A 26221-nucleotide genomic window follows, 5' to 3' on the forward strand; every position below is an offset into this window, starting at 1 on the left:
AGGAAGAGTCACGTAGAGCAGAATTGCTTTATTTTGTGGCTTAAGTGTGCAAAAGTAGCGGGTAGCCGCCCCATCTAACGAACTCTGTGCGGAATATTGTCCTTCTCGGTACGGCGCTATTGGCGCTATTAGCCGGTCCGGCGGCCAGCGTACAGCAGGTGCCTGGCCAGCCAACTGATACGACCCGAACCACTGGTTCGGCTAACGTTTTTCGGCTGCGTACGGTGGTGCTCGATGCCGGCCACGGCGGCAAAGACCGGGGCTGCGCCGGCCAATCGGCCCGCGAGGCCGATGTGGCCCTAAAAATTGTGCTGGAGCTAGGTCGGCAGATAGAAGAAAACATGCCGGAGGTGCGGGTGATTTACACGCGCAAAACCGACGAGTTTGTGGAACTGGCCGACCGCGCTGGCATTGCCAACAAGCACAACGCCGACCTGTTCATCTCGGTGCACTGCAACGCCGGCCCCACGGTAGCGCGCGGTACCGAAGTGTGGACCATGGGTGCGCACAAAACCGAGGCAAACCTGGCTACGGCCAAGCGCGAAAACGCCGTAATTCTGCAGGAAGACAATTATAAGGAGCGCTACGCCGGCTTCGATCCCAGCTCACCGCAAAGCCACATCCTGTTCTCGCTTTACCAAAGCGCCCACATCGACAACAGCCTGCGCTTCGCGGCCAAAGTCGATCATGAATTTCGCACCTCGGTGGGGCGGCCTTCGCGGGGCGTAAAGCAGGCAGGTTTTCTAGTGCTCTGGAAATCCACGATGCCTTCGGTTCTCATTGAAGCTGGCTTCCTTACCAACCCCGCCGAAGAACGATATCTGAACGATAAAGCCAACCAATCGTATATGGCTTCGGGTATCTACCGGGCGTTCCGCAAGTACAAGCAAGAGCTTGAAGCGGGCAGTGCGGGCAATTAAATGGCCGCTACTTGCCATCTTGCGCCGCCGGCACGCCGGTAGTCCGCATTATCTCTCGTCCTTCCCGCCATCTCCGTGTCCAAAGAAGCCAAAGTTGCACTGTTGGCCGTCGTTGCCCTAGTGGCACTGTTTATCGGCTTTCGTTTTCTGAAAGGCAGCAACGTATTCTCTAACGACCGCACCTTCTACGCCACCTACGACAACGTCGATGGGCTGAACCTCTCGGCGCCTGTGATGCTGAACGGCATTCAGGTAGGCCAAGTGAAAAACCTAGAGCTGCAGCCCGAAAAAGGCAACCAGATTCGCGTAGCCATCGAAATTCAGAAACGAGTAGAGGTAGGCGACTCCACCGTGGCCAGCCTCTCCGGCTCGCTCCTAGGTTCGAAAACCATTACGCTGCTGCAGGGCCGCAACACCAAGGTGTACGAAGGCGGCCAAGAGTTGCGCTCTTATCACGCGGCCAGCCTTACCGACGCTTTCCAGGCTAAAGCACTACCCGTACTCGGTACCGTCGATAGCACGCTCATCAAGGTAAACCAGTTCCTGAGCAAGGAAGCGCGCCTGAGCTTGCAGCAAACCCTGCAAAACACGCAGGCCTCCACGGAAGCCATGAAAAACCTGCTGGTGATGAACCAGCGCAACATCAACGAAATTACCAGCAACATGGCCACGCTTACCCGTTCGCTGAACGCGACGGAGCGCAAGTTTGACCGGTTGGCCACTAACCTAGCCCAGATTACGGATACCCTGAAGGGCGCGCCGCTGGCCGGCACCGTGCGTAAGCTGAACACGACCGTGGCGGAAGCGCAGGTAGCCATGAAGCAGCTAAACCAGTCGCTCACGAGCACCAAAGGCTCCCTGGGTAAGCTGATGAACGACGACTCGCTCTACACCAACCTCAACAAAACGGCGGCCAGCTCCAACGCTTTGCTCGTCGACCTGAAAGCCAACCCCAAGCGCTACGTGCACTTCTCGGTGTTTGGCGGGGGCGGTAAGGAGAAAAAGAGCAAGCAGAAATCCGAAACGGAGCAAAAGCCCGACGGCACGATAGAGCGCGAAACCAAAACCGTGACGCAGCAACAAGCCGCGCCGGTTGATACGGCCGTGAAGCCCTAGGTGGCTGCCGCCTCGCTCAGCACTACAACTTTACAAAACCTAACGGGCTACGAACGCTCGTTAGGTTTTTTGTTTTCCTACCTTTGAAAGCGGCCCCACGTAGGCGGCACATTCGCTCCCATCTGCATTCCCACTTACCCCGTGAATCAACCCGCTTCTCCTCAGCCCGACCAGAAGGTAAACCTGGAGTTCAACAAGAACGAAGACAGCAACAAGCAGCTCGTGTTTCAGCTGAGCCAGCGCCTGAAAAAGGTGCACCTAGGCGGCGGCGAGAAGCGCATTGCAGCCCACAAAGCCAAAGGCAAGCTTACGGCCCGCGAGCGTATCGAGTACCTCATCGACGAGGGCTCGGCTACGGTTGAAATTGGTGCCTTTGCTGGCGAAGGCATGTACCCCGAAGAGGGCGGCTGCCCCTCGGGCGGCGTGGTGGTGGTAATTGGCTACGTGCAGGGCCGCCAGTGCGTGATTGTAGCCAACGACGCCACCGTGAAAGCCGGTGCGTGGTTTCCCATCACGGCCAAGAAAAACCTGCGTGCCCAGGAAATCAGCATCGAGAACAAGCTGCCGATTATCTACCTCGTCGACTCGGCGGGCGTGTACCTGCCCATGCAGGACGAAATCTTCCCCGATAAGGAGCACTTCGGCCGCATCTTCCGCAACAACGCCGTGATGAGCAGCATGGGCATCGTGCAGATTGCCGCCATCATGGGCCCGTGCGTGGCCGGCGGCGCCTACCTGCCCATCATGTCCGACGAGGCCATGATTGTAGATGGCACCGGTTCGGTGTTCCTGGCGGGTTCGTACCTCGTGAAATCGGCCATCGGCGAGAGCATCGACAACGAAACCCTAGGTGGCGCTACCACCCACTCCGAGATTTCGGGCGTTACGGACTACAAGTTCGCGAACGATCAGGAGTGCCTCGACCACATCCGCAACATCTTCGACAAGATGGGGGCCACGCCCTCGGCCGGCTTCGACCGCAAAGCTCCCGCTGCTCCGGCCGAAAACCCCAAGGAGATTTACGGCCTGCTGCCCTCCGACCGCGTGAAGCCCTACGACATGATGGACATCATCAAGCGTTTGGTGGATAACTCGGAGTTCGAGCCCTACAAGGACCTGTACGGCCAGTCACTCATCTGCGGCTTGGCGCGTATCGATGGCTGGGCCGTGGGCATTGTGGCCAACCAGCGCAAAATTGTGAAGACGAAGAAGGGCGCCATGCAAATGGGCGGCGTTATCTACTCCGACTCGGCCGACAAGGCCGCGCGCTTCATCATGAACTGCAACCAGAAGCGCATTCCACTGGTGTTCCTGCACGACGTGTCGGGCTTCATGGTAGGCTCGCAGTCGGAGCACGGCGGCATTATCAAGGACGGCGCCAAAATGGTGAATGCCATGTCGAACTCGGTGGTGCCCAAGTTCTCAGTGATTGTGGGCAACAGCTACGGCGCCGGCAACTACGCCATGTGCGGCAAAGCCTACGACCCGCGCCTGATTGTGGCCTGGCCCTCGGCCCAGCTAGCCGTAATGAGCGGTGCCGCCGCGGCCAACACGCTGCTGCAAATTCAGGTAGCCGCCGCCGAAGCCAAAGGCGAAATGCTGACCGACGAGGCGAAGAAGGAGATGTTCGACAAGATCAAGGCCCGCTACGACGAGCAGCTCTCGCCGTACTATGCCGCCGCCCGCCTGTGGGTTGATGCCGTGATTGACCCGCTGGAAACCCGCAAGGTGATTTCGGAGGGTATTCGGATGGCTAATCATGCGCCGATTGAGAAGCCGTACAATGTGGGCGTGATTCAGGTGTGAGTAATGACTGCCAGGAAGCTAATAATTGGTGCCTTGCTGATGCTGTTGCCGGTACTTGGCTTTTGCCAACTACCGCAACGCGCCGATAGCATCTTTTATCCTGGCGGTGCAAGTAATATGGCTCTGCTATTAGCCTTTTCAGAAAACCAAGAAGCAGAAGCTGCCTTGCTGGCTGAGCGTGATATCGCGGCTGGTCGTTTATTCTTGATACTTAAGAGTGGTATCGCACCGGTTGTTTACTCCTCTGATAGCGTATTTGAGAAGAAGTTTCGCGTTACATACTGGGAAGAAGGCTGTTCAGGACCAAACTATGCTTGCATGCAAGCATACAACAGCCGAATGTTCACCCATTTGACCAGCTTGTATGGGAAAGCTTGGCGGCGAACTGTTAGGCGTGACGTGGTTGGCTATAAACAATGGAGGAAAGCATCTAAGTGACATGGAACGTTGCATTTGGACTGACTAGCAGATTCACAACGCGCCGCTCAGCATTGCTGAGCGGCGCGTTGTGTTTTGCAACAACTTATGGGCGTCCGACAACCTAGGTGCCGCGTATAGCCATCTTCAAACTCCTGAAGAAGATGGCGAAGAAAAGCGTAGCCGAATGGCTGGTTGATGCCTTGGAAGCCGCGGGCGTGCGGCGCGTGTACGGCGTGGTAGGCGATTCGCTGAACGCCTTTACCGAAGTAATCCGCCAGCGCGGCACCATCGAGTGGATGCCGGTGCGGCACGAAGAAGCCGGGGCCTTGGCGGCCGGCGCCGAAGCCCACCTAACCGGCACCCTGGCCGTGTGCGCCGGCAGTTGCGGGCCGGGCAACACCCACCTCATCAACGGGCTGTTCGATTGCCACCGCAGCCGCGTGCCGGTGCTGGCCATTGCTGCCCAAATACCCAGCGCCGAAATCGGGAGCGGGTATTTTCAGGAAACGCACCCCGAGCGGCTGTTTCAGGAGTGCAGCCACTTTTGCGAGCTGGTGGCGCAGGCTGGGCAAATGCCGCACGTGGCCGAAACGGCCATCCAAACGGCATTGTCGCGCGGCGGCGTGTCGGTGCTGGTGATACCGGGCGATGTGGCCTACCACGAGATAGAAGGGAAGGAGCTGCGCCGCCAACCCCGGCCACCGGCAGCCGCGCTGGTGCCCGCTGAAGCCGAGGTGCGCCAAGCCGCCGATATGCTGAACGCTGCGGCAACCGTAACCATACTGGGCGGCGCCGGCTGCGCGGGTGCTCATGCCGAACTGCTGCAAGTGGCCGAAGCGCTGCAGGCGCCCATTGTGCACGCGCTGCGCGGCAAGGAGTTTATCGAGCCCAACAACCCGTTTGATGTGGGCCTGACCGGCCTCCTAGGTCAGCCGGCCGGCTACCACGCCGTGAAGGACTGCGACCTGCTGCTGATGCTGGGCACCGACTTCCCATACCGCCAGTTTTACCCCGACGATGCCCAGGTGGTACAAGTGGATAACCGCCCCGAGCACCTAGGGCGCCGCACCCGCATCGACCTGGGCTTGGCCGGCGACGTGCGCGCTACCCTGCAAGCGTTGCTGCCGCACCTTGCGCCCAAAACCGATGGGCGGCACCTGGAGCGGGCTCGGCAGCGGCACCAGGAAGATCAGCAGGACCTTGCCGAAAAAGCTACCGCCGAAGCCGGCCAAGCGCCGCTGCACCCGCAATCGGTGGTGCGGCTGCTCGACGAGCTGGCCGCCGACGATGCCATTTTTACCTGCGACGTGGGCACGCCTACCGTGTGGGCCGCGCGCTACCTCAGCATGAACGGGCGCCGCCGGCTGATTGGCTCCTTCAACCACGGCACCATGGCCAACGCTATGCCGCAAGCCCTAGGTGCCCAGCTGGCCTACCCCGAGCGGCAGGTAATTGCCCTGTGCGGCGACGGTGGCCTGGCCATGCTGATGGGCGATTTGCTTACCCTGCGCCAGCTGAATGTACCCGTGAAGCTGGTGGTGCTAAACAACGGCTCCCTGGGTTTCGTGGACCTGGAGATGAAAGCCGCTGGCCTGCTGCCCTTCGGTACCGAGCTGCACAACCCCAACTTTGCCCTGCTGGCCGAAGCGGTAGGGCTGCGCGGCATCAGGGTGAACGACGGCGGCCAACTGCACGACGCGCTGGCCGTAGCCTTGGCGCACCAAGGGCCGGTGCTGGTTGATGTGCACGTAAGCGCGTTGGAGCTGTCGATACCGCCGACCATCGACCCCAAACAGGCCGTGGGCTTCGGGCTGTACACGCTCAAAGCCATCATGAGCGGCCGCGGCAACGAAGTACTCGACCTGGCTGCTACCAACCTGCGCTAGGGGTTGCAGCGCCGATGAGCTAGGCGAGGTAGGCGGTTGATGTGTGTAGCTACAGCTATACTCACATCAAAAAGGGATTGTGCGGTAAGCTCGGCAGTAGTGCGCCCCGAAATAGGTGCATATACATGCGATACCGCCGCGTAGGGGGCGCAAGGACCTTTGTGGAGCCTGATTGTGGCAAACAGCCTAAGCAACACTCCACCTAACAAACTTATGCTTTCTCCCTTTTCACTGCGGTGCCTCGGCCTGCTCACGGTCTTTGGCCTAGCCGGTGCATTTGCTACGCCAGCCCTCGCGCAAACTGCGGGCGTGGGCATCGGCTCCGCATCCTTCACTCCCGATGGCAGCGCCCTGCTCGAGCTGCGCTCCACCACCCAAGGCATACTGGCCCCGCGCATGACATCGGCGCAGCGCACGGCTATTGCCAACCCGGCGCCCGGCTTGCTTGTGTACCAAACCGATGGCATGCTGCTGGGCCTGTGGCAAAACCAAGGCACCGCGGCAGCCCCCAACTGGCAGCGCGTAGGCGACGGGCTAGGTAACCACGCCGCCACTCAAAACCTGAACCTGGGTACGTACAAACTGGTGAATGGTAGCTCCAGCGGCATTGGGGTGAGCAGCATGGGCGGCCTGGAGCTCGGTACGAGCACCGGCAACAACATCCTGATCGGCTCCAGCGCCGGCCTCAACCTGAGCAGCGGCTTGTACAACCTCTTCGTGGGGCATCAGGCCGGGGCCAATAACACCACGGGCTCGGCCAACCACTTCAACGGTTTTGCCAGCGGCCTCAGCAACACCACTGGCTCGGTAAACTACTTCAGCGGCTACATGACGGGGCAGGACAATACCACGGCCTCGGGAAACCATTTCGTGGGGTACCAGGCCGGCTGGCGCAACACCATTGGGGTGCAAAACCAATTCAGCGGCTTTCAGAGCGGCTACAACAGCACCACCGGCAGCAGCAACTATTTCGATGGCTACCAGAGTGGCTACGCCAATACCACCGGCAGCAACAACCACTACAGCGGCTACCTAAGTGGAACGGCCAGCACCGGTGAGTACAACCAATTTGTGGGCAACAAAAGCGGTTGGCAGAACACCACGGGCAGCCGGAACTACTTCAGCGGTTACCAAAGCGGCGACGCAAACACCACGGGCAGCAACAACCTGTTCGTTGGTTTCGCCGGCGGATACCTAAATACCACGGGCAGCAACAACACGGCCCTAGGTTACGAGGCTGGCCCAACAACGGGCAACCTGACGAACGCTGGCGCCATTGGCTACCGGGCCAAAGTAAGCCAGAGCAACTCGCTGGTGTTGGGCGGCACCGGCGCCGATGCGGTGAAAGTAGGCATTGGCACCACAGCGCCCTCGCAGGCGCTGGAAGTAGCCGGCAACGTTAAGATCAGCGGGGCGAGTAACGGGCTAACGTTTCCGGATGGTACCGTGCAAACCACCGCGGCCACCGGCAATGGCAGCGCTGCCACGGCCAGCAACGGCCTGACGAAAACCGGCAACGACATTGCCCTAGGTGGCGCCCTCACCGCCGCCACGCAGCTTGCCATCGATGGCAACAACCTGAGCTTCGTTAGCGGTAATGGAGCCAGCGTAGCAGATCAGGTTTCGCACGCGGCCACGGCGGCAGGCAACCCCAGCACCCCAACCTGGCAAACCTTTACGCCCGGTGCCACGGGGCAACTCACCCGACTGGAGCTGCCCATGCGCAGCATCTCCGGCGCCGCCATCACTACCGACGTGACGGTATCGGTGTACAGCGGCGCGACTACCAGCGGAACACCTCTAGCCGTGGCTACCAAAAACGCCACCTTGCCCTCTACCACGGAAGGAGCCACAGTGGTGTTTGATTTCTCGAACGCTCCGGCGTTGGTGGCGGGTAGTACCTACACCTTCCAGCTGACTTCGCCCACGGCCGTGAGTGCCCGGCAAAGCTGCGAGAATATTTATGCCGGCGGCCGCGACGCTTTCGGCGCCAGCTGCGACCTGCTGTTTCGCACGTACATGCGCTCCGATGCCTCCACGGTGCTGGCCCTGAACGCCACGGGCAACGTTGGGGTGGGCACCGCCGCCCCAACGCAGAAGCTGGAGGTAGCCGGCAACGTAAAACTCAGCGGCGCGGGTAGCGGCTTGCACTTCCCCGATGGCACCGTGCAAACCACGGCCGCTACCAGCGGCAGCAGCACCACCGCCAGCAACGGCCTTACCAAAACCGGCAGTGACATTGCCCTAGGTGGCACGCTTACGCAAGCCACGCGGGTGATTACCGGCAACAACCAGCTCTCGTTCCTCAGCAACGATGGCACGGCCGCCTTCATCGATCAGGAAAATACGATCGGCAGCGCGGGAGCTTCGATGGGCGGTTGGCAGTCGTTTACGCCCAGCGTAACGGGCGAGCTGATGACCTTCGAAACGGGGTACAACGGCTCGGGCTCTACCACCTTTACGGTGGCGCTACACGCCGGCACGGGCACCGGCAGCACGCCGCTGTACAGCTTTACCCAGCCGACGACCATCCCGACGAACGGCTCCATGACTGTATTTACTTTTCCGGCGCCGCCAACGGTTACGGCTGGCCAAGTGTATACCGTGAGCGTGATACCGAACACTGCCCTAGGTAGCTGGCGCCTGAACTATGCCAACAGCTACGCCGGTGGCCGCAGCTTTAATGCCCCCGATTGGGACTTGGTATTCCGGACCACCATGCGCACCGGCGCCGCTACCACGCTGGCTCTTACCGGCACGGGCAATGTGGGTGTAGGCACGGCCGTGCCCACCCAAAAGCTGGAGGTAGCCGGCCAGGTGTACAGCAGCAGCGGCGGTTTCCGCTTCCCCGATGGCTCGGTGCAAACCACGGCCGCCACGCCAGCTGCCAGTACCACGGCCAGCAACGGCCTCACCAAAACCGGCGACGAGGTGAAGCTGGGCGGTACGCTTTCCGAAAACACCGTGCTGATTCAGGCCAACCGTTCGTTCAGCTTTACGGGCGGCAACCTAGGGCTGGCCGTAAGCTCCTCGGCCGAAGTAACCAGCCCCGTTACGGTGGGCGGCGCCCTGGCAGTACCGTTTACCGAAACCACTGGCACCAGCTTCAGCCTGAACTCGCTGCACCAAACGGTGCGCCGCATCAACGCGTGCACTTCCGTTAGCCTGCCCGACCCGGGCACTTGCCGCGGCCGCGTGTACACCATCATCAACTCCACCTCGGGCGGCACCTACACGCTCAGTTTGTCGGCGGTAAACAACGCCAGCATCTACGACGACGTGCTTGGCAGCAGCGTAACCAGCCTGGCCAGCGCCAAGCGCCTCACCGTGCAAAGCAGCGGCTCCTCGTGGATTGTCATCAGCCGCGACTAACCAGTCTTTCGTGTGCAATACTCAATGTGTATTCCGATGAAACGGCTCGTGGCAGTAGCTACCTTGCTGGGCCTCGGCGGCCCCGCGGCGGCGCAAAGTATTACTGTAAGCGGCGCTCGGTTGTCGGTGCAAGCCGGCACTACGGTATCGGTGTCCGATTCGCTGCTTAACCGCACCGGCAGCCAGCTCAGCAACAGCGGCACCTTGCATCTAGGACGTACGCTCAACAACGCGGGCAGCTTTACCTCCGATGGGCTGCTGCGCTTTAGCGGCACCGCAAAGCAACGGCTGGTTTCCGGTGGTGCCACCGTGGCGCAATTGGAGGTGGATAACACCGCCAGTGCCGGCCAAAACCAATTGGTTGTAACCGACGACCTTGCCATTACGCAACGCTTGCTACTCACCAACGGCCTAGTGCGCACGCCCGGCACCAAAATCATCAGCTTGCTTAATGGCGCCACCCTCGAGGGCGAAGCGGCCGGGCGCTACGTGGTGGGCAATGTGCGCATTACGCGCTCGGCTGTGGCAGGCCCGGTTGACTTTGGTCATGGTGCCTGGCTCGATGCCTCGGGGCAGAACCTAGGCGACGTAACCATTACCCGCACGGCAGGCCTGCGTGCGGCCGGTGTCAGCTACGGCACCAACCTAGGGGCTACCACCAAAGGCATCGACCGTATCTGGACGATTACTGCCGCCCAAGCACCCACGGCCGCCGTGCCGCTGCGCCTATCGTGGCCCGCCGCCGACGACAACGGCCTGACGGATTTCGCGCAAGCGCAAGCGTGGCGCCAAGGCACGCCGGCGGCAGCCTGGGAGTTGGTGGGGGCGCGTAGCAACGCCAACAGCCGCAGCATCAGCACCAGCACTGCAGCCTTTGGGCGCTTTACCGTCAGCAATGCGGCCAATCCTTTGCCCGTGGAGCTGATCAGCTTTACGGCCGAGCGGCGTGGCCCCGATGCGTGGTTGCGTTGGGCTACCGCCTCGGAGAAAAACAGCTCCTACTTTGTGGTGGAGAGCAGCCCCGATGCCCGCACGTTTCGGGCGGTGGGCCAGGTGAGCAGCCGCGGCACCACCACGCGCCGCACCGAGTACCAGTTTACCGATGCCAACCTAGGGCGCTACGCAGCCACTACCGTGTACTACCGCCTGCGGCAGGTAGATGCCGATGGCGCCGAAAGCTACTCGCCGGTGCAAGCCGTGAGCGTGCCGCTCGAAGCAGCGCTGGCGGTACAAGCCTGGCCCAATCCTTTCCGCAACGAGGCGGTAACCATGCTCATTAGCACTCCGCACACCGGCCCGGCCACCATCGAGCTGGCTGATGCCGTGGGCCGCGTGCTGTGGCGGCAGCCAACCAACCTAGGCAAAGGCAGCAACACCATTAGCCTGCCGCGCACCGCGCAGCTGCCCGAAGGCGTGTACCTGGTGCGCGTACAGCAGGCCGCCGAGCTGCGCGTCCTGAAGCTGGTATGCCAGTAACATAATCGAACGTATCTAAGAAATTGCCTTGGTAATGCAGCAGGCCCGGCCATCGTTGGCTGGGCCTGCCGTTGTTTAATCCTTACCGCGAGCATTAGTAAAACCACCTAGGGCGCTACGTAAACCGCTGAAAGCTAATAATACCGATTGGTAGTACGCCTCTACAAGCTAGGTTTCCGTATTTATCAGTGGCCAGCCAGTGCCGCTGCTGCTATGGTCGGGCACCACGCGCGCGGCCACGTTTGCCGCCGTGCGCGTGGTGCCCGACCATTTTTTATGAGTTATTTTGACAACCTAAAGCAGCGCCGGCTACGTGTGTACTGCGTTTTGGCGCCGATGTGTTAATGACCAACAAAGAATTAAAAGCCCTTATCTCGTTGCTCGACGATGCCGAACTGCGGCCGCAGATCGAAGAGCGCATTCATGAGCTGGGGGAGAGCGTGATACCGTTTTTGGAGGAAGCCTGGGAGGAAAGCCTCGATTCGCAGCAGCAAACGCGCATCGAGGAGCTCATCCACGACCTGCAGTTTTCGGGCTTGCAGGAGCGCCTGCGCGTGTGGCGCGACTCGGGTGGCGAAAACCTGCTGGAGGGCATGTGGCTCATCAACTCGTACCAATATCCCGATGCCGACCTGCAGGCGCTTAACCGCGCCATTGAGCAACTGCGCTACGAAACCTGGACGATGCTGCTGCCCGAGATGACGGCCATTGAGCAGGCACGGGCCATTAACCATGTGCTGTTTCGGGTGCACCGCTTTGCGGCCAACACCCAAAACTTTCATGCGCCGGCCAACTCCATGCTGCATTTGGTGCTGGAGTCGCGCCGGGGCAATCCGCTTACGCTCTGCGTAATTTACCTGCTGGTGGCGCAGCGTCTGGGGCTGCCCATCTACGGCGTAAACCTGCCCAACCTATTCATTCTCACGTTCCGGCCCGAACAAGACGAGGAGCAGCCGTTTTACATCAACTGCTACAACCGCGGCCTTATCCTCACGCGCACCGATATCGAGCACTACGTGGCGCAGCTCAACCTGCCGCCCAACGAAATTTTCTTCGAGCCCTGCTCGCACCTCGATATTGTGCGCCGCGCCCTGCGCAACCTGGCCGTGAGCTTCGAGAAGATGCAAGAGCCGCACAAAGCCAACGAGGTAAACAAGCTGCTGGCCATTCTTACCGGCGACGATACGCCCGCTGCCTCGCCCAACGAAGAAGCCGACGACGAATCGGATCAGTAACAGGTATGGGGTAAACCCACGAAAAAGCCCGCCGCGGAAGGTACCGCGGCGGGCTTTTTCGTGAAACAGATTAAGGTGCCCTAGGTAGCGGTTAGTTCTTCTTGATCAGGCAGCCCGAAGCACGCTTTTCGGCAATGGGGGCGTTTTGGCCGGCAAGCACCGCATCAAGCGCGTTTTTGAGGTAACGGTCCTTCACGTACGCTTCCATTTGCGGGTTATCGTCGATGGCGCCGCGGTAGCGCACCACAAAGCCGCCGGTAGCAGGCTGCAATACCACGGCCTCGGGCGTTTTGCTGATGCCGAGCAGGGCCGCGGTTTTCAAGCCTTCGTCGGTGAGGTATTGCAAATCGGCGCCGGCCGAGGTTTTCACTTTCAGCTTATCCGCGTCGAGGGTTTCGGCGGTTTGCTCGATGTTGATGGGGGCCGTTACGAACAGGAACTCCACGCCGCGGCCGGCGTAGCTGCTGCTCAGGGCACCTAGGCGGTTTTGGTAAAGGCGCGAAAACGGGCAAGCCGGGTTGGTGAACACCACCACCACAGCTTTGCTGCTGGCCAGCGAGCTGAGGCTCACGGTAGCGTTGTCGGCCTTCGTTAGCGAAAAATCGGTGACCAATGCTGTTTGGGCGCGGGCCGTAGTAGCCAAGGCCGCGGCAGTAAGCAGCAGCGCAGCGGTAAGCAGGGAAAGACGTCGGAACGACATATGATGAGGGGGAGAAGTCGAAAGATATTACAAAGCCACGCACCACGTTAGCACGCAATCATGGGTAAGGCGCTCGTAGCGGAGCAGGTGTTGCGAGGGTGCCTCGTTGGGCGGGAGCAAGTGCCCGGTAAGGGTGCCCTGCGCCTGCAAGGCAAACGGCTCGAGCTGGATGTGCTCTTTGAAAAGAAGGCGGCGGCGGCTGTGCAGTTTGTAGAGGGTTTCTTTGGCGCTCCAGTACAGGCTGTGCTTGGTTTCGTCGGGGCCGGCATCAAGGCGCTCGGCTTCGCTCAGAAACTTGGTAGCCAGCTGGCGGGCTTTGGGCCGTACTTGTTCAACATCTATGCCAACTCGGCCTTTGGGCGTAAGCAGCGCCGCCACCCACTCGCCTGAGTGCGAAAGTGATATGCCAGCACCCGATAAGCCTGTTACCAGCGGTTGGCCCGTGTCGGCATCGGTTTGCACCAAAGCAGGGGCGTCGGTAAGCTCGCGCAGCAGCTCGTGGGCCAAGGCGCGGCCGGCTAGCCATTGCCGCGGGCGCTCCGGGTCGCGGCCCGTGGGCAGCCAAGCGGCATAGTTGCCGGGCAGGCGCGCGAGCAGCTCTTCGGCAGGCTCGGTAAGGCGCCACAAACCCAGCAAAGCAGCATCGGGAGTAGTGGTGAGGCTATGAAGCGGCACTATTGATTGAAGTAGAGGCCTGCGGAAGCAAGCGAATTCGGCGGCAATTACGGTGGGGGCGGGCACTTGGCCGTACTTTCGCGCTGCCAAATCTTGCTGCCCTAGGTGGCAGCCCGCTTGCTCATGAACACCACCCAGCGCCCTCAAGTGCAGAAACTGGCTCAGCTCACCGGTCACCGCGACTGCGTGTACGCCTTGGCCGGGCACGCCACCGAGCCTCAGTTCTTTTCGTCGGGGGCCGATGGCATGGTAGCGGCTTGGAGCATCGACGAGCCCGAGCACGACGGCCAGCTCATTGCTAAGGTAGAAAACTCGGTGTACGCTCTGCACCACGAGCCCAGCCGGCAACTGCTCGTGCTGGGGCACAACTACCAGGGCGTACAGGTAATCAGCCTCGCCGATAAAACCCTGCTGCACGCCACGGCGCTGCCGCCCACGCCCATCTTCGATTTTGCCTACTCGGCCCAGCGGCAGCGGCTGTTTGTGGCCCTAGGTGATGGCACGCTGGCCGTGCTGCGCACCACCGATTTCGGCGTGGAGCGCCTCGTGCGCCTATCCGACAAAAGCCTGCGCTGCCTGAGCCTGCACGAAACCCTAGGTGAGCTGGCCGTAGGCGGCTCCGACCACCGCCTGCGCATCCTCGATGCCGATACCTTGCAGCTAAAGCACACGCTGGAGGCGGCTACTAATTCGGTGTTTACGGCGGCTTATCACCCTACCAATAACCGGCTCTACACGGCTGGCCGCGATGCTCATTTGCGCGTGTACGATGCCTCCCAGGGCTACGCCGAAGTGCACACGGTGGTAGCGCATTTGTTTGCCATCAACCACCTCACCTTCAGCCCCGATGGCCGCATGCTGGCCACCTGCAGCATGGATAAAAGCATTAAGCTGTGGGACGCCGATACCTGCCGCCTGCTGCGCGTGGTGGATAAAGCCCGCCACGCCGGGCACGGCACCTCCGTAAACCGGCTGTTTTGGTCGGGGCGGCAGAATCGGTTAGTTTCGTGTAGCGACGACCGCAGCCTAGCCGTCTGGCAGGTTGAAATGAGTAGCCAGTAAGCGGAAGCGGGATTGGACACGCGCCAAGCACCCTAGGTGGCTGGCCCGCAATTGGCTTCCGTAACTACGCACCACCAACTACTCAGTACCCAGTACCAGTACCTTTCCATGAAGATTACCGCTCTCGACATCCGCCAGAAAACGTTTGAGCGCGCCTTTCGGGGTGTTGATAAAGACGAAGTAGAAGGCTTCCTGCTCACGCTTTCGCAGCAATGGGAGCGGATGACCGACGAAAACCGCGAGCTGCGCCGCCAACTAGAGCAGGCTCAGCACGATGTGCAGCGCATGCGCGAAGTAGAAACGTCGCTTTACCGAACCCTTAAAACGGCCGAGGACACCAGCTCCAACATTGTGGAGCAGGCCCAGAAGTCGGCCGATCAGAAGCTGTACGAGGCCCAAACGATGGCCGAGCAGGTACTATCGGAGGCCCGCCAAAAGGCCCGCTCGGTGGTAGAGGACGCCTACAAGCAAGCCGAGCGTGCCTTGGCTGATATGCAAGGCGAGGTAAACAAGCTAGGGCAGGAGCACCAGCGCCTCGAGGGTGTGTACGACACCTTGGTGCGCGACTTGCAGCAACTGACCACCAACGTGCAGGAAAAGGTAGACGAGGCCAAGCAACGGCCCCGCGGCGCAGTGGCGGCTATCCTTTCGAAGGCGGCAAGCGTAAAGGTGAAGCGTGAGGAACCCACCTCGCCCACAACCGAACCAGCCATGTACGTGTCCGCCTCTTCCGCTTCATCTGCCGCCTACATTCCGTCGGCTGCCCCCGCCACGGGTGGCAGCGCTTTCGACGGCGGCGCACCCACCAGCCGGCCTATCGGGCCGCAGCCCGGCCGGCAAAACCAGCCCGGCGAACCTTCGCAGGTACCGGGGCCCGAAATCGATCCGCTCCGGCCGAGCGAAAACCCCGGCACCGCCGAGCCCTCGCGCATTCACGTGCCCGATCCGGTGCGCGTGCCCACGCCCGACGCGCCGCGCATCGAGCCCACTGCCCCCGATATTCAGCCAATCGGCCCCAGCGGCCCCGAGATTACGCAGCCCTCGCCGGCTACGCACCCGGGCTTGGCGGCCGTAGCCGAAAGCGAGAAATCGTTTTTTGATGAAATCTAGCGCCTTCCGCTGCTAGCAAGAGGCCTGCCCCACGGGGCAGGCTTTTTTGTTTCCTTTGCGGCGGCACGCAGGGCGCATCAAATCGGCTGGTTCGCAACCCCTAGGTGCCGCGGTGCTTTGGAGCAGAAAAGCCTAACTCGCCAATACAATAACTCACCAACTCGCTAACGGAACCCATGGGCCATATTGCACTCGAAGGACTGGAGTTTTTTGCCTTCCACGGTTACTACGACGAGGAACAGAAGATCGGGAACAAGTACGGCGTGGATTTGCGCGTGCGCACCAATCTGTACCGCGCCGGCAGCACCGACCACCTTTCCGAAACCGTAAACTACGAGGTGCTCTACCGCATGGTAGCCGAAGAAATGCAGGCCCCGGCCCGCTTGCTCGAGCACTTGGCCCACCGCATCATCGACCGCATTTTGCACGAGTTCGGCCACGTGCGTTGGGTTGAGGTAAGCGTTTCCAAGTTCAATCCGCCGGTAGGGGGCATTTGCCAGCGTGCCCGCGTTACGCTCAAGCGCAAGCGCCCGGCTCCGGCCTTGTAGGTGGCCGCATACTCGCTGTTTTTCCGCCCGATTGGCCGCCTAGGCTAATCGGGCTTTTTTGCGCCGCATAGGGTAGCTGACTGGCGAAAGACGAGGCCAGGGTTGCACTGAAATCAGCCGGTTTCATTCCGCCGAAAAATCCTAAGTAGCTGTTTGCCGCTCAAGCAGCTTGCAGTGGTATTTAGCGTCTGTCAGCAAGAGTGACGAAATATTTCGTAGCAATTGCTTGACTTCTACGATGTGTTTCGTATATGTTTGTTACGAAACGTTTCGTAACGACGCACCTGAGCAATGACCAAAAAGAACATACCGCGCCCGACGGAATCGGAGCTGGAGATTTTACAAGTGCTGTGGCAGCAAGGCCCCAGTACTGTACGCTTTGTAAACGACGAGCTGAGCAAGCGCCGCGACGTGGGCTACACCACCACGCTGAAGCTGCTGCAGCTGATGCACGAAAAAGGCATCGTTACCCGCGACGACTCGAGCCGCACCCACGTGTACCGCGCGGCCCTGCGCGAACAGGAAACCCAAGGCATGCTCATCGACCGCCTGCTGGATGCTGCCTTCGGGGGCTCGGCCCTGAAGCTGGTGCAGCAGGCCCTCGGCAACCGCCAAACCAGCCGCGAGGAACTCGATCAAATCCGCAATCTGCTCGACAGCATCGACAACCAAAACCCAACCACCGACCCCGATGAATTGGCTTGAGAACTTGCTAACGCCTGCGTTGGTGCGGGCCGTAGGCTACACCATCCTGCACTCGCTGTGGCAGGGGGCGGTGGTGGCAATAGCCCTGGCTGGCTTGCTGCTGCTGCTGCGCCGCCACTCGCCCCAAGTGCGCTACGGCGCTACGGCCGCGGCCCTCGGGCTGGTGCTGCTGCTGGCCGCCGTTACGTTTGTGCGCTACTACCTTACGGCCCTGCCCGGCGCCAGCAACGGCCCCGTTACGGCCGTGGTAATGGTGTCGGATGCGGTAGGGGCCCAAAGCAACGCTAACGGCGCTGCCCTGTTGGCCGACGAAGGCCCGCTGAGCGCCAAAACCGTGCTGCGTTACATCGAGCAACACTTGCCGCTGCTGGTTACGCTGTGGTTTATGGGCCTGCTAACGATGACACTGCGCATGCTTGGCGGCTTGGCCTACGTGCAACGCCTGCGCCACTACGGCACGCAGCCCCTAGGTCTGGCCTGGCAAAACCGACTAGCCAACCTCGCTGAGCGTGCCGGCCTGCAGCGCCCCGTGGCTCTCCTTGAGTCGTCGATGGTGCGGGTGCCCATGGTTATTGGCCACCTGCGGCCTGTTATTCTGCTGCCCCTAGGTGCCGTGGCGGGTTTATCAACGCTGCAGCTCGAGGCCATTCTGGCCCACGAGCTGGCCCACGTAGTGCGGCGCGACTACCTCGTGAACCTGCTGCAATCGGTAGCCGAAATCCTGTTGTTCTACCACCCGGCGGTGTGGTTCCTGACGGCCACGCTGCGCTCGGAGCGCGAAAACTGCTGCGACGACGTAGCCGCCTCGCTCTGCGGTGACCCGCTGGTGCTGGCCCGCGCCCTGGCTGCGCTGGCCGAGTTGGGCCTCGAACGTGCCGTTGCCCCGCGCCTGACGATGGCAGCCGTGGGGCCCAAGGGCTCGTTGCTGGGCCGGGTGCGCCGTTTGGTGCAAGGCCGCACGGCGCCCACTTTCTCCGAAGGTTTTATGGCCGCCTGCGTGGTAATGGCTGGCTTGGTGCTGCTGTCGTTTACGGCTGCTGCCGCCCTGGCCAACCCGCGCCTGGCCGCCGAAGCGCCCCGCCTGCTCCGCTCCACGGTGCTCAAGCCCTTTATGCCCGCTGTTGAAGCCGCGCTGCCTGCCTTGCCTGCTTTGGAGGAGGAATGCCCCGAGGAAGCTGCGCTGGCCGCTAAGCCGGTGGGTAATGCCGCCGACGACGATGAGGACAAGCGCAAGCGCAAAAACAAGCGCAACAGCGACACCCGTGTGGTAGTAGTTGATCGGGGCCTCGAAACCCGCGGCCGCCGCGGCGAGCCTGGCACCGTAGTTATCGAGAAGGATAAGAAAGGCCGGCTGAAAGAACTGTACGTGAACGGCCAGCGCGTGGAAACCGGCGACGAAAGCCGCCGCGGCGGCAAGTCAAAAGCCGACGAGCAGGTGCGCGTAATTCAGCTGCCCGCCACGGCCCACGGCCGCCACTACACGCCCGGTACCTACGAGTTTCACTTCGATAACGGCCTCGACGAGAAGAAGCTCCGTGGCCAGCTGCGCCAGCTTGAGTCGGGCACCAACTGGGTGCGCGTACCTTCCGAGGGTGAAGTGCGCATCATCAACCGCGATGCGCTGGTAACAGCCGAGCGCGCCTTGGCCAAGGCCCGCCTGAGCGGCGACCTGAGCGAAGAGGAGCGCGAGCGGATTGAGGATGAACTGGACCGCCTGCGCGACCAGCGCGAGGAACTGCACGAGCGCGATGCCGAGCAGCGCGCCCGCGAGGCCGAAGCCCGCGCCCGTTACAACGAGGAGCGCGCCCGCATCAACGAAGAGCGGGCCCGCGTAAACGAGGAGCGTGCCCGCGAGCGGGAAGCCCGGGCTCGGGAGCGTGAGGCGGAGGCCCGTGAGCGGGAGCGTAAGTTCCGCGAAGGGGAAGAAGCCTTTATTAAGGAGCTGAGCAAGGAAGGCCTGATCAGCGACGTTAATTCTTTCCAGCTGCTGCTGAACAACTCGCGCATGGTGGTAAACGGCAAAGAGCAGCCCGAGAATGTGCGCCGCAAATTTCTGGACCTCTGGACCAAGCACACCGGCCGCAACATGACGGGCTCTACCTCGCTCTCCATCAACCGCAACGGTGGCAACTCCAACATCTGGATTTCGGGCAGTGATTCGGGCCACGGCGTAGAGGCGCCGGTGCCTCCCACGCCCCCTGCAGCTCCGCGGCCACCTAGGGCTCCGCGTTCGGCTGCCGGCGCCTTGGCACCACTGCCTCCGCTGCCGCCAAGCGCCCCCCGCCCGCCGCGTGCGCCGCGCCGGAGCACCATGGTAAACGGTGTGAACCTGGGCGAGGAGCTGCGCAAAGATGGCCTCATCAGCGACGCCGACCGCAGCTACGAGTTTCGCCTGAACAACAGCGAAATGGTGGTGAACGGCAAAAAGCAACCCACCGCTATGGCCAGCAAGTACCGCAAGCTGCTGGGCGGCGACAAGGGCGGTAAAGTCGACATCAACATTGTGCTGCGAGAAGACTGATTTACCGCAGCCCTACCCACTGCTTGTATGACTAAGTAAGCAGCCAAAGCCGGTTGGGGTGCCTACCCCAACCGGCTTCTATTTTTGCGCCGCACCTAGGGTTGTTGTGGCCAGCGTCACATGCATGTTTGCCCTCACATAAATATGTGATGAAGCACAGGCAACCGCGCAGGCACCAACTGCATCTATTAGCGCACTTCATCATCCGCCGCCCATTTTCTGCCGCCGTTGCCTATGCTCACACGTACGCTATTACTGATTCTTTGTAGCCTCTTCATACGTTTGGCATGGGCGCAAACCCCAAGCGCAGCGGGCACTACACCCGCCACGAAAAAGCAGTTGCAGGCCCAGCGCATTACAGAAGGCATTAAGCTCGACGGCATACTGGATGAAGCCGTGTGGCAGCAAGCGCCCATTGCCACCGATTTTGTGGAGATGCGCCCCAACCCCGGTGCGCTCGAAAAAAACAAAACCGAAGTGCGCGTGCTCTACGACGACGCCAACCTGTACGTGGGCGCCATCATGCACGACGTGTCGCCCGATGCTATCCTGCGCGAGCTATCGGCCCGCGACCAGTTCGGCAACTCCGATTTCATCGGCATCTTTTTGGATACCTACCACGATAAGCTAAACGGCTACGGCTTTTTCGTGACGACGGGCGGCGTACAGATGGATGCACGCTACTCGCCGGCCGGCGGCGAAGACTGGAACTGGAACGCCGTGTGGGACTCGCGCACTACCATGCAGGGCAACGACTGGATTGCCGAGCTGCGCATTCCGTACTCGGCCATTCGCTTCAGCAACGCGCCCGAGCAGCTGTGGGGTCTCAACTTTATGCGCCGCCGCAAAAAGGACAACCAGGATTTCACTTGGAACGAGGTAAAGCCCGCCATCGATGGTTTTGTGAACCAATGGGGTACGCTACAAGGCGTGCGCGACGTGAAGCCGCCCTTGCGCCTCTCGCTGACGCCCTACGTATCGAGCTACCTGGAGCATTACCCGTACAACGAGCAGGGCAAGCGCAACACCAGCACCAGCTTTAACGGCGGGGCCGACGTGAAGTGGGGCATCAACGAGAGCTTTACCCTGGACGCTACGCTGGTGCCGGACTTCGGGCAGGTGCAGAGCGACAATCAGGTGCTAAACCTGTCGCCCTTTGAAGTGCAATTCGCCGAAAACCGGCAGTTCTTCACCGAGGGTACCGAGCTTTTCAACAAAGGCGGACTGTTTTACTCGCGGCGGGTAGGAGCACAGCCCATAGGCGTTGGGCAAGTAGAAGGCCAACTGCGCCGAGGCTACTACGACAACGACGGCCAGCGCGTGGCGGGCGAATATGTGGTGCAGAACCCGGGCGTAACGCGGCTGCTGAACGCCACCAAAATATCGGGCCGTACCAAGGGTGGCCTGGGGGTGGGCGTGTTCAACGCGCTCAGCAACGATGTCTACGCCATTGTGCAAGACAGCACCAGCGGCGAGCAGCGCAAAATCCTGACCCAGCCCTTCAGCAACTACAGCATTGCTGTGCTCGATCAGTCGCTGAAGAACAATTCCTACGTCTCGCTCATTAATACCAACGTGACGCGCTGGGGCCAAACCTACGACGCCAACGTAACGGGCGGCCTGTTCCGGTTTGCCAACAAAAGCAACTCTTACGCCGTGGATGGCCGCGTGGTGTACTCGCGCCGGCGCGGCAACAGCTTCGGCTCCGACAAGCAAATCGACGACCGCGACGGGTACAAGTACTCTCTGAGCGTAGGCAAGATCAGCGGCGCGTTTACCTGGACACTAAGCCACGGTATCGAATCGGACCGGTACAACCCCAACGACCTGGGTATTTTGTTCGGCAACAACAAAATCTCGCAGGAGCTGCAGGTACGCTACAACAAGTTCAAGCCCTTCTGGAAGGTTAATAACCTCTCTACCTACCTAGGTACCTACTACGGGTTGCTGTACTCGCCAACGCGCTACCAGGCCGTGAACTTGTACGGCGGCGCTAACACTACTTTTACCAAAAGCTTCCTGAGCACAGGCTTTTACTTTGAACTGTACCCCGTAACGCGGGATTATTTCGAGCCGCGTCAGTACCCGTTGGGCCGCTATTTCGTCAGGAAACCTGCCAATGCAGTGGTGGGGGGCTACGTCTCCTCCGATTACCGCAAAAAGCTGGCCTTGGACGTGAATATGAACTTGGTGCCGTATGCCCAGGACGACCGGCTGCCGCGTCCGCGCCGCATGGATGTCAGCTTTGGCATCTCGCCCCGTTACCGCGTAAACAATCAGCTGAACTTTCGCTACAGCATCGATTGGAGCTTGAACCACAACCAAATCGGCTACGTGAACGGCGGCATGAGCAAAGATGAACCGCTCGATCAGCCTTTCGCAGAACAAGGCCAGGTAATTTTGGGACGGCGCAACGTGGTGACGGTGTCGAACGTGGTGCAGATGGCCTACACCTTCAACAACCGCATGTCGTTTACGCTGCGCACGCGCCACTACACCAGCAACGTGCGCTACCGCGACTTCGCGCGCCTCTTGCCCGGCGGCGACGAGGAGCTCATCGACTACCGCCGCAACCGCGACAACACCTACAACGCCTTCAACGTGGACGCGGTGTACTCCTGGTGGTTCGCGCCCGGCTCGCAGGTGAGCTTCGTGTGGAAAAACGCCGGCTCCACCTTTTTGCAAGCCGAGCAAGCCACGCCGCTGTACTTCGACAACCTGAACAACACCATCAACACTCCGCACAACAACTCGGTGTCCATCAAGGTGCTGTACTACCTCGATTACCTTGCGCTGCGCCCCAAGCGCAACTAACCGCAACCTCTCGCTATGAAAGCTCAACGCCTAGGTGCTGTGGCCTTGCTCGTGCGCGACTATGACGAAGCCATAACGTTTTACACCCGCGCCCTAGGTTTCGAGCTGATCGAGGACACCAACCAAGGCAACGGCAAGCGGTGGGTACTGGTGGCACCGCCGGGCGCGTTGCCGGGTACTTGCCTGCTGCTAGCCAAGGCCGAAGGCGACGAGCAAGTGCAGGCCGTAGGCAACCAGAGCGGCGGCCGCGTGTTCCTGTTTTTGTATACCGACGATTTTTGGCGCGACTACCACGCCATGCGCGAGCGAGGCGTGCACTTTTTAGAGGAGCCGCGCACCGAAGCCTACGGCACCGTGGCCGTGTTTCGCGACTACTACGGCAACAAGTGGGATTTGCTGGAGCCTCGTGCTGCCGAGTAGCCCTAGCCCCTAGGTGCTACAAATCGAGTAGCTCGTCGGCAGCAGCAAAGGCCGATTTTTCGCCGCGCATCACCTGCTCGCGAATTGCGCCTAGTTGCTGCTGCACCGCGGGGCGGGCATAGAAGCGCTCCTCCAGTGCCTCCCGGATGCTGTGGTGTAGCCACTGCAAGTTTTGCTCTTGCCGGCGGCGCTCGAAGTAGCCGTTGCCGCGCGCGTGTTCCAGGTAGCGTTGTAGTTCTTCCCACACGCCGGGCACGCCTTCGCCGGTAAGGGCCGAGCAGGTGCGCACCACGGGTGCCCAACCCGAGCTGCCCAGCGGAAACAGGTGCAACGCGCCCTGGTACTCGCGGCGGGCGCGTTTGGCGGCCAGTTCGTTGCCCGAGTCGGCTTTGGTGATGACGACGGCATCGGCCATTTCCATGATGCCGCGCTTCACGCCCTGCAGCTCGTCGCCGGCACCGGCCAGCATCAGCAGCAAAAAGAAATCGACCATGCCGTGCACGGCCGTTTCGCTTTGTCCCACGCCCACGGTTTCGACGAAGATGACGTCGTAACCAGCCGCTTCGCACAGCAGCAGGGCCTCGCGCGTAGCCCGTGCCACGCCACCTAGGGAGCGGCCCGCCGGCGAAGGCCGAATGTAGGCATTGGCGTGCGCCGAAAGGTGCTGCATGCGGGTTTTGTCGCCCAGAATGCTGCCGCCGCTGCGTTGGCTGGTGGGGTCGATGGCCAGCACGGCCAGGCGCAAGCCCAATTGCTCCACCACGTACATGCCCAAGGCCTCGATGAAGGTGCTTTTGCCCACGCCCGGCACCCCCGTAATACCAATGCGCACCGAGCGACCCGTGCGCGGCAGCACGGCGCCAAGCACTTGCTGCGCCAGCGCGTGGTCGGTAGCCAAGGTGCTTTCAACGAGGGTAATGGCGCGGCTGAGCACGAGCCGGTCGCCGGCAAGCAAGCCTTTGGTGTATTGTTCAGCGGTAAGGCGTCGGGCCAAAGCAGAGGGGCTAGGTAGGCAGTCGGGAAAATCAAAGCCGCAGCACGGAGCGGCGGCTTTGGGTGGATAAAAATACTTACTCGTGGGCTACGGCAAGGAGCTGCCTGGGTTGGGGCTGCAAACAAACCGGGCCGAGCGTTGTGTGCTCGGCCCGGGGCGTTAGGGTTTCTGCTGAAAGTAGATTTGGATGAAGTTGGGCAGCCCCAGCTTGCCGCGTCGGCCGCCGAGCTTAATGCCGTCGTCGACGTATTTGCTGCCCATGCCCATGGCGTTGGGGTTTTCGATAACGCCTAGGTAGGGGTTGTCTTCGCGGGCCACGTAGATGCGGCCATCGGGGCCGAGCTGCAGCGAGCCGATTTTGCGGTTGGCCGAGTTGCCCACGGCGGTTTTGGTGCCACTGGCCAAATCTACCTGCCACACTTGCGCGTTGCCGCCGCCGTTGCCATTGCTGGTAGCGTAAAGCTTGCTGCCATCGGGCGAAAACTCCACGCCGTACGCTTCCTCAAAGGGGCCGTACGATTTGGGGTTGCTCACCTTGCCAGTAGCGTTGTCGAAATCGAATACCTCCACGCGGTTGGCCTCGCGCCAGATAGCTACGGCCAGTTTACGGCCATCGGGCGAGAACTTCATGCAGCCAATGGCGTTGCGACCGGGGCCGGCGTGCATAGCGCCCACGTTGCTGAGGTTGGGCTTGGTTACCACACCGTCGGGCGTAACGAGGTAGCTCACGAAGGCATTGGAGTTCCAGCGGTGGCCCACCACCCAAATGTCGCGGCCGTTGCGGTGGCGCACGGCGGCTAACTTTTCGGCTACCGGCGAAATCAGCAGCATGTTGCTGCGCTTCACGTCGCCGAGGCCGCCTTCGGCCGTCATATCAACCACGGAGTAGCGCATGCCGTTGGAGCTGCCTTCGGCACCGGTAGTGAAGATGTAGAACACGTTGCCGCTGCCGGGGTCGGGCACGATGAGGGCGCTCTGGCTGCTCGATTTGCTGCCCATCAGGTTTTTACCGTTCAGCATGGGCTCGTGCTGGCGGTTCCAGACGGTGACGCCGTTGGTGTAGAATAGCAACTGCCCGCGTGAGGTAGTCGCCACCGACGAGCCCTCGTAGGTGCTCAGCTTGCCATCGAGCAGGGGCGTGGGGGCACCCTGCCGGAAATCGAGGCCGGCCTCTTGGCCAAAGTACCAGATGGAGGATTGCTGTTGGGCCTGAACTCCTAGGGCGCCGAACAGTAGAAAGAGGAACGGAAAAAGTCGAAAACGCATGTGCATTTACCACGGCCAAACCGGAGGGTTAGCGGTTGGGCTTGGCCGACTAATAACGCAAAAGCGTGCCAAACAGAGACGCGAGGCAGAAATTGCGTGTGTAAGGTGTTGAGATAAGGCCCAGTGCGCCTGCCGCCGTTGTGCATACCTAGGTGCTACTAAAGGATGTTGAGGTGCGCTAGTAAAGCGAACTAGCGGTAGGCCGAGGCGGCCTACTAGCAACCTATACCGCCCACTCACCCGCTAGCAACCTAGGCAGCAGTGGCCGCACAATGCGGTAGCTCAGGCCCCAGAGTTTATGCTCGCCGATGCGGATAAACGAGATGGGCATGGGGCGAGGCCAGCCGTCGAGCTGCCAGTGCTCGGTGGCGTGATTGGCCGGGTTGGCTAGGTCGGCCACGCGTACTTCTAACACCTCTTCCACTTCGCGCTCCAGCCAGCGCCACACCTCGGGGCGGGTAATGCGGGCCAGAAAAGGCGCTACCTGGTAACCCGTGGTAATGGTGCTGATGATGGGCAGCTCGGTAAGCACCTGAATGGCCGAGCTAGGCAGGTGTACTTCCTCTTCGGCTTCGCGCAGGGCGGTGTGCAGCAAGGAGGCATCGGTGGGGTCGTGCTTGCCGCCCGGGAAAGCCAGCTGTCCGCCGTGTACGCCGAAGTTGCTGCGCCGCACCAGCACTAGGCGCAGTTCGCCCTCGGCGTCGCGGTACACGGGCACGAGCACAGCGGCGGGGCGGAGGGTGGCAAGTGTGGTAGGCTCCGACATGCGGTACTTGTTGCTAATTAACCTAGGGCTGCGCGCTAAATACGCTCCAGGTTTTCGACGGTTCGCTCGCCCTGCACATTGCCGGTGTTGAGGGTGCCGGCGGGTTCGAACAACAACAGGTGTACCTCTTCGTCGGCTACGGGGCGGTGCTCCACGCCGCGCGGCACCACCAAAAACTCGCCCGGCTCCAGCCAAATCGGCTCCTGGCCCTGCAGCTCCATGCACAAGCGACCTTTCACTACCAGAAACAGCTCGTCTTCGTTCTCGTGGTGGTGCCACACAAACGGGCCTTGCAGCTTGGCCAACTTTACGTGTTGCCCGTTCAGCTCGCCCACAATCTTGGGGCGCCATTGTTCCTGAAACAGGTTAAACTTCTCCTGCAGGTTTACTTTCTGAAGTGTCATATCGG

Annotated in this window: 21 protein-coding genes; 15 read left to right on the top strand and 6 right to left on the bottom strand. The window is 61.1% G+C overall.

The window, feature by feature from the left end; genetic code table 11:
• Positions 1 to 86 precede the first annotated feature (86 nt).
• From ASU33_RS19135 to ASU33_RS19165, 8 genes are all read left to right on the top strand, one after another.
• The gene (locus ASU33_RS19135) at positions 87 to 920 is read left to right on the top strand and encodes an N-acetylmuramoyl-L-alanine amidase family protein (RefSeq protein WP_078063258.1); all 834 of its coding nucleotides are present in this window, start codon (positions 87 to 89) and stop codon (positions 918 to 920) included.
• Between the two features lie 75 nt (positions 921 to 995).
• The gene (locus ASU33_RS19140) at positions 996 to 2036 is read left to right on the top strand and encodes an MlaD family protein (protein WP_059072405.1); all 1041 of its coding nucleotides are present in this window, start codon (positions 996 to 998) and stop codon (positions 2034 to 2036) included.
• 141 nt (positions 2037 to 2177) lie between these two features.
• Positions 2178 to 3842: an acyl-CoA carboxylase subunit beta gene (locus ASU33_RS19145; RefSeq protein ID WP_059072406.1), complete on the top strand. Its 1665-nt coding sequence runs from the start codon at positions 2178 to 2180 to the stop codon at positions 3840 to 3842.
• A gap of 3 nt (positions 3843 to 3845) precedes the next feature.
• A complete protein-coding gene (locus ASU33_RS21350) occupies positions 3846 to 4280 on the top strand; it encodes an FEKKY domain-containing protein (protein WP_160328243.1) in 435 nt (144 codons plus the stop codon).
• Positions 4281 to 4423: 143 nt separating this feature from the next.
• Entirely contained in the window at positions 4424 to 6148 is a 1725-nt protein-coding gene (gene poxB / locus ASU33_RS19150; RefSeq protein WP_059072806.1) for a ubiquinone-dependent pyruvate dehydrogenase, read from the top strand.
• Between the two features lie 213 nt (positions 6149 to 6361).
• Entirely contained in the window at positions 6362 to 9520 is a 3159-nt protein-coding gene (locus ASU33_RS19155; protein ID WP_059072407.1) for a beta strand repeat-containing protein, read from the top strand.
• Positions 9521 to 9556: 36 nt separating this feature from the next.
• Positions 9557 to 10996, top strand: a complete 1440-nt coding sequence (locus tag ASU33_RS19160) for a T9SS type A sorting domain-containing protein (protein WP_059072408.1) — start codon at positions 9557 to 9559, stop codon at positions 10994 to 10996.
• Between the two features lie 344 nt (positions 10997 to 11340).
• The gene (locus ASU33_RS19165; RefSeq protein ID WP_059072409.1) at positions 11341 to 12231 is read left to right on the top strand and encodes a transglutaminase-like domain-containing protein; all 891 of its coding nucleotides are present in this window, start codon (positions 11341 to 11343) and stop codon (positions 12229 to 12231) included.
• Positions 12232 to 12322: 91 nt separating this feature from the next.
• Here ASU33_RS19165 and ASU33_RS19170 read toward each other — a convergent pair whose 3' ends face one another.
• Positions 12323 to 12931 (bottom strand): redoxin domain-containing protein, encoded by a 609-nt coding sequence (locus ASU33_RS19170; RefSeq protein ID WP_059072410.1) that lies wholly within the window; start codon positions 12929 to 12931, stop codon positions 12323 to 12325.
• 27 nt (positions 12932 to 12958) lie between these two features.
• Positions 12959 to 13606, bottom strand: a complete 648-nt coding sequence (locus ASU33_RS19175; protein WP_059072411.1) for a 4'-phosphopantetheinyl transferase superfamily protein — start codon at positions 13604 to 13606, stop codon at positions 12959 to 12961.
• A gap of 123 nt (positions 13607 to 13729) precedes the next feature.
• On the opposite strand from ASU33_RS19175, the gene ASU33_RS19180 reads away from it, so the two are divergent.
• From ASU33_RS19180 to ASU33_RS19210, 7 genes are all read left to right on the top strand, one after another.
• Positions 13730 to 14668 carry a WD40 repeat domain-containing protein gene (locus ASU33_RS19180; protein ID WP_059072412.1) on the top strand — a complete coding sequence of 313 codons (939 nt, stop codon included), beginning with the start codon at positions 13730 to 13732 and terminating at the stop codon, positions 14666 to 14668.
• Between the two features lie 108 nt (positions 14669 to 14776).
• Positions 14777 to 15778 carry a DivIVA domain-containing protein gene (locus tag ASU33_RS19185; protein ID WP_059072413.1) on the top strand — a complete coding sequence of 334 codons (1002 nt, stop codon included), beginning with the start codon at positions 14777 to 14779 and terminating at the stop codon, positions 15776 to 15778.
• A 176-nt stretch (positions 15779 to 15954) separates the two neighbouring features.
• Complete coding sequence (gene folB, locus ASU33_RS19190; RefSeq protein ID WP_059072414.1) at positions 15955 to 16326, top strand: dihydroneopterin aldolase; 372 nt, start codon at positions 15955 to 15957, stop codon at positions 16324 to 16326.
• Between the two features lie 291 nt (positions 16327 to 16617).
• Positions 16618 to 17031, top strand: a complete 414-nt coding sequence (locus ASU33_RS19195) for a BlaI/MecI/CopY family transcriptional regulator (protein ID WP_059072415.1) — start codon at positions 16618 to 16620, stop codon at positions 17029 to 17031.
• Complete coding sequence (locus tag ASU33_RS19200) at positions 17018 to 19552, top strand: M56 family metallopeptidase (RefSeq protein WP_059072416.1); 2535 nt, start codon at positions 17018 to 17020, stop codon at positions 19550 to 19552. Before ASU33_RS19195 ends, ASU33_RS19200 begins: the two co-directional genes overlap by 14 nt.
• 234 nt (positions 19553 to 19786) lie before the next feature.
• Complete coding sequence (locus ASU33_RS19205; RefSeq protein WP_078063261.1) at positions 19787 to 22366, top strand: DUF5916 domain-containing protein; 2580 nt, start codon at positions 19787 to 19789, stop codon at positions 22364 to 22366.
• 15 nt (positions 22367 to 22381) lie between these two features.
• On the top strand, positions 22382 to 22786 hold the full coding sequence (locus tag ASU33_RS19210) for a VOC family protein (RefSeq protein WP_059072417.1): 405 nt from the start codon (positions 22382 to 22384) through the stop codon (positions 22784 to 22786).
• Between the two features lie 16 nt (positions 22787 to 22802).
• On the opposite strand, the gene meaB is transcribed toward ASU33_RS19210, so the two are convergent.
• The 4 genes from meaB to ASU33_RS19230 form a co-directional block, all read right to left on the bottom strand.
• The gene (meaB, locus tag ASU33_RS19215; protein WP_059072418.1) at positions 22803 to 23780 is read right to left on the bottom strand and encodes a methylmalonyl Co-A mutase-associated GTPase MeaB; all 978 of its coding nucleotides are present in this window, start codon (positions 23778 to 23780) and stop codon (positions 22803 to 22805) included.
• A gap of 159 nt (positions 23781 to 23939) precedes the next feature.
• Positions 23940 to 25046: a WD40 repeat domain-containing protein gene (locus ASU33_RS19220; protein ID WP_059072807.1), complete on the bottom strand. Its 1107-nt coding sequence runs from the start codon at positions 25044 to 25046 to the stop codon at positions 23940 to 23942.
• A gap of 223 nt (positions 25047 to 25269) precedes the next feature.
• Positions 25270 to 25812, bottom strand: coding sequence for an NUDIX hydrolase (locus tag ASU33_RS19225; RefSeq protein ID WP_059072419.1), 543 nt, complete (start codon positions 25810 to 25812; stop codon positions 25270 to 25272).
• 35 nt (positions 25813 to 25847) lie between these two features.
• The gene (locus ASU33_RS19230; protein WP_059072420.1) at positions 25848 to 26216 is read right to left on the bottom strand and encodes a cupin domain-containing protein; all 369 of its coding nucleotides are present in this window, start codon (positions 26214 to 26216) and stop codon (positions 25848 to 25850) included.
• Positions 26217 to 26221 lie beyond the last annotated feature (5 nt).

This window comes from Solirubrum puertoriconensis, assembly GCF_001483135.1.
GTDB lineage: Bacteria > Bacteroidota > Bacteroidia > Cytophagales > Hymenobacteraceae > Solirubrum > Solirubrum puertoriconensis.

Bases quoted from the DNA above. Each gene is read 5' to 3' on its own strand.
- ASU33_RS21350 (WP_160328243.1), top strand. From the start codon at position 3,846: ATGACTGCCAGGAAGCTAATAATTGGTGCCTTGCTGATGCTGTTGCCG.
- ASU33_RS19165 (WP_059072409.1), top strand. From the start codon at position 11,341: ATGACCAACAAAGAATTAAAAGCCCTTATCTCGTTGCTCGACGATGCC.
- ASU33_RS19170 (WP_059072410.1), bottom strand. From the start codon at position 12,931: ATGTCGTTCCGACGTCTTTCCCTGCTTACCGCTGCGCTGCTGCTTACT.
- ASU33_RS19185 (WP_059072413.1), top strand. From the start codon at position 14,777: ATGAAGATTACCGCTCTCGACATCCGCCAGAAAACGTTTGAGCGCGCC.
- ASU33_RS19230 (WP_059072420.1), bottom strand. From the start codon at position 26,216: ATGACACTTCAGAAAGTAAACCTGCAGGAGAAGTTTAACCTGTTTCAG.
- ASU33_RS19160 (WP_059072408.1), top strand. From the start codon at position 9,557: ATGAAACGGCTCGTGGCAGTAGCTACCTTGCTGGGCCTCGGCGGCCCC.
- ASU33_RS19180 (WP_059072412.1), top strand. From the start codon at position 13,730: ATGAACACCACCCAGCGCCCTCAAGTGCAGAAACTGGCTCAGCTCACC.
- ASU33_RS19155 (WP_059072407.1), top strand. From the start codon at position 6,362: ATGCTTTCTCCCTTTTCACTGCGGTGCCTCGGCCTGCTCACGGTCTTT.
- ASU33_RS19210 (WP_059072417.1), top strand. From the start codon at position 22,382: ATGAAAGCTCAACGCCTAGGTGCTGTGGCCTTGCTCGTGCGCGACTAT.
- ASU33_RS19195 (WP_059072415.1), top strand. From the start codon at position 16,618: ATGACCAAAAAGAACATACCGCGCCCGACGGAATCGGAGCTGGAGATT.
- ASU33_RS19205 (WP_078063261.1), top strand. From the start codon at position 19,787: ATGCTCACACGTACGCTATTACTGATTCTTTGTAGCCTCTTCATACGT.
- folB (WP_059072414.1), top strand. From the start codon at position 15,955: ATGGGCCATATTGCACTCGAAGGACTGGAGTTTTTTGCCTTCCACGGT.
- ASU33_RS19200 (WP_059072416.1), top strand. From the start codon at position 17,018: ATGAATTGGCTTGAGAACTTGCTAACGCCTGCGTTGGTGCGGGCCGTA.
- ASU33_RS19225 (WP_059072419.1), bottom strand. From the start codon at position 25,812: ATGTCGGAGCCTACCACACTTGCCACCCTCCGCCCCGCCGCTGTGCTC.
- poxB (WP_059072806.1), top strand. From the start codon at position 4,424: ATGGCGAAGAAAAGCGTAGCCGAATGGCTGGTTGATGCCTTGGAAGCC.
- ASU33_RS19220 (WP_059072807.1), bottom strand. From the start codon at position 25,046: ATGCGTTTTCGACTTTTTCCGTTCCTCTTTCTACTGTTCGGCGCCCTA.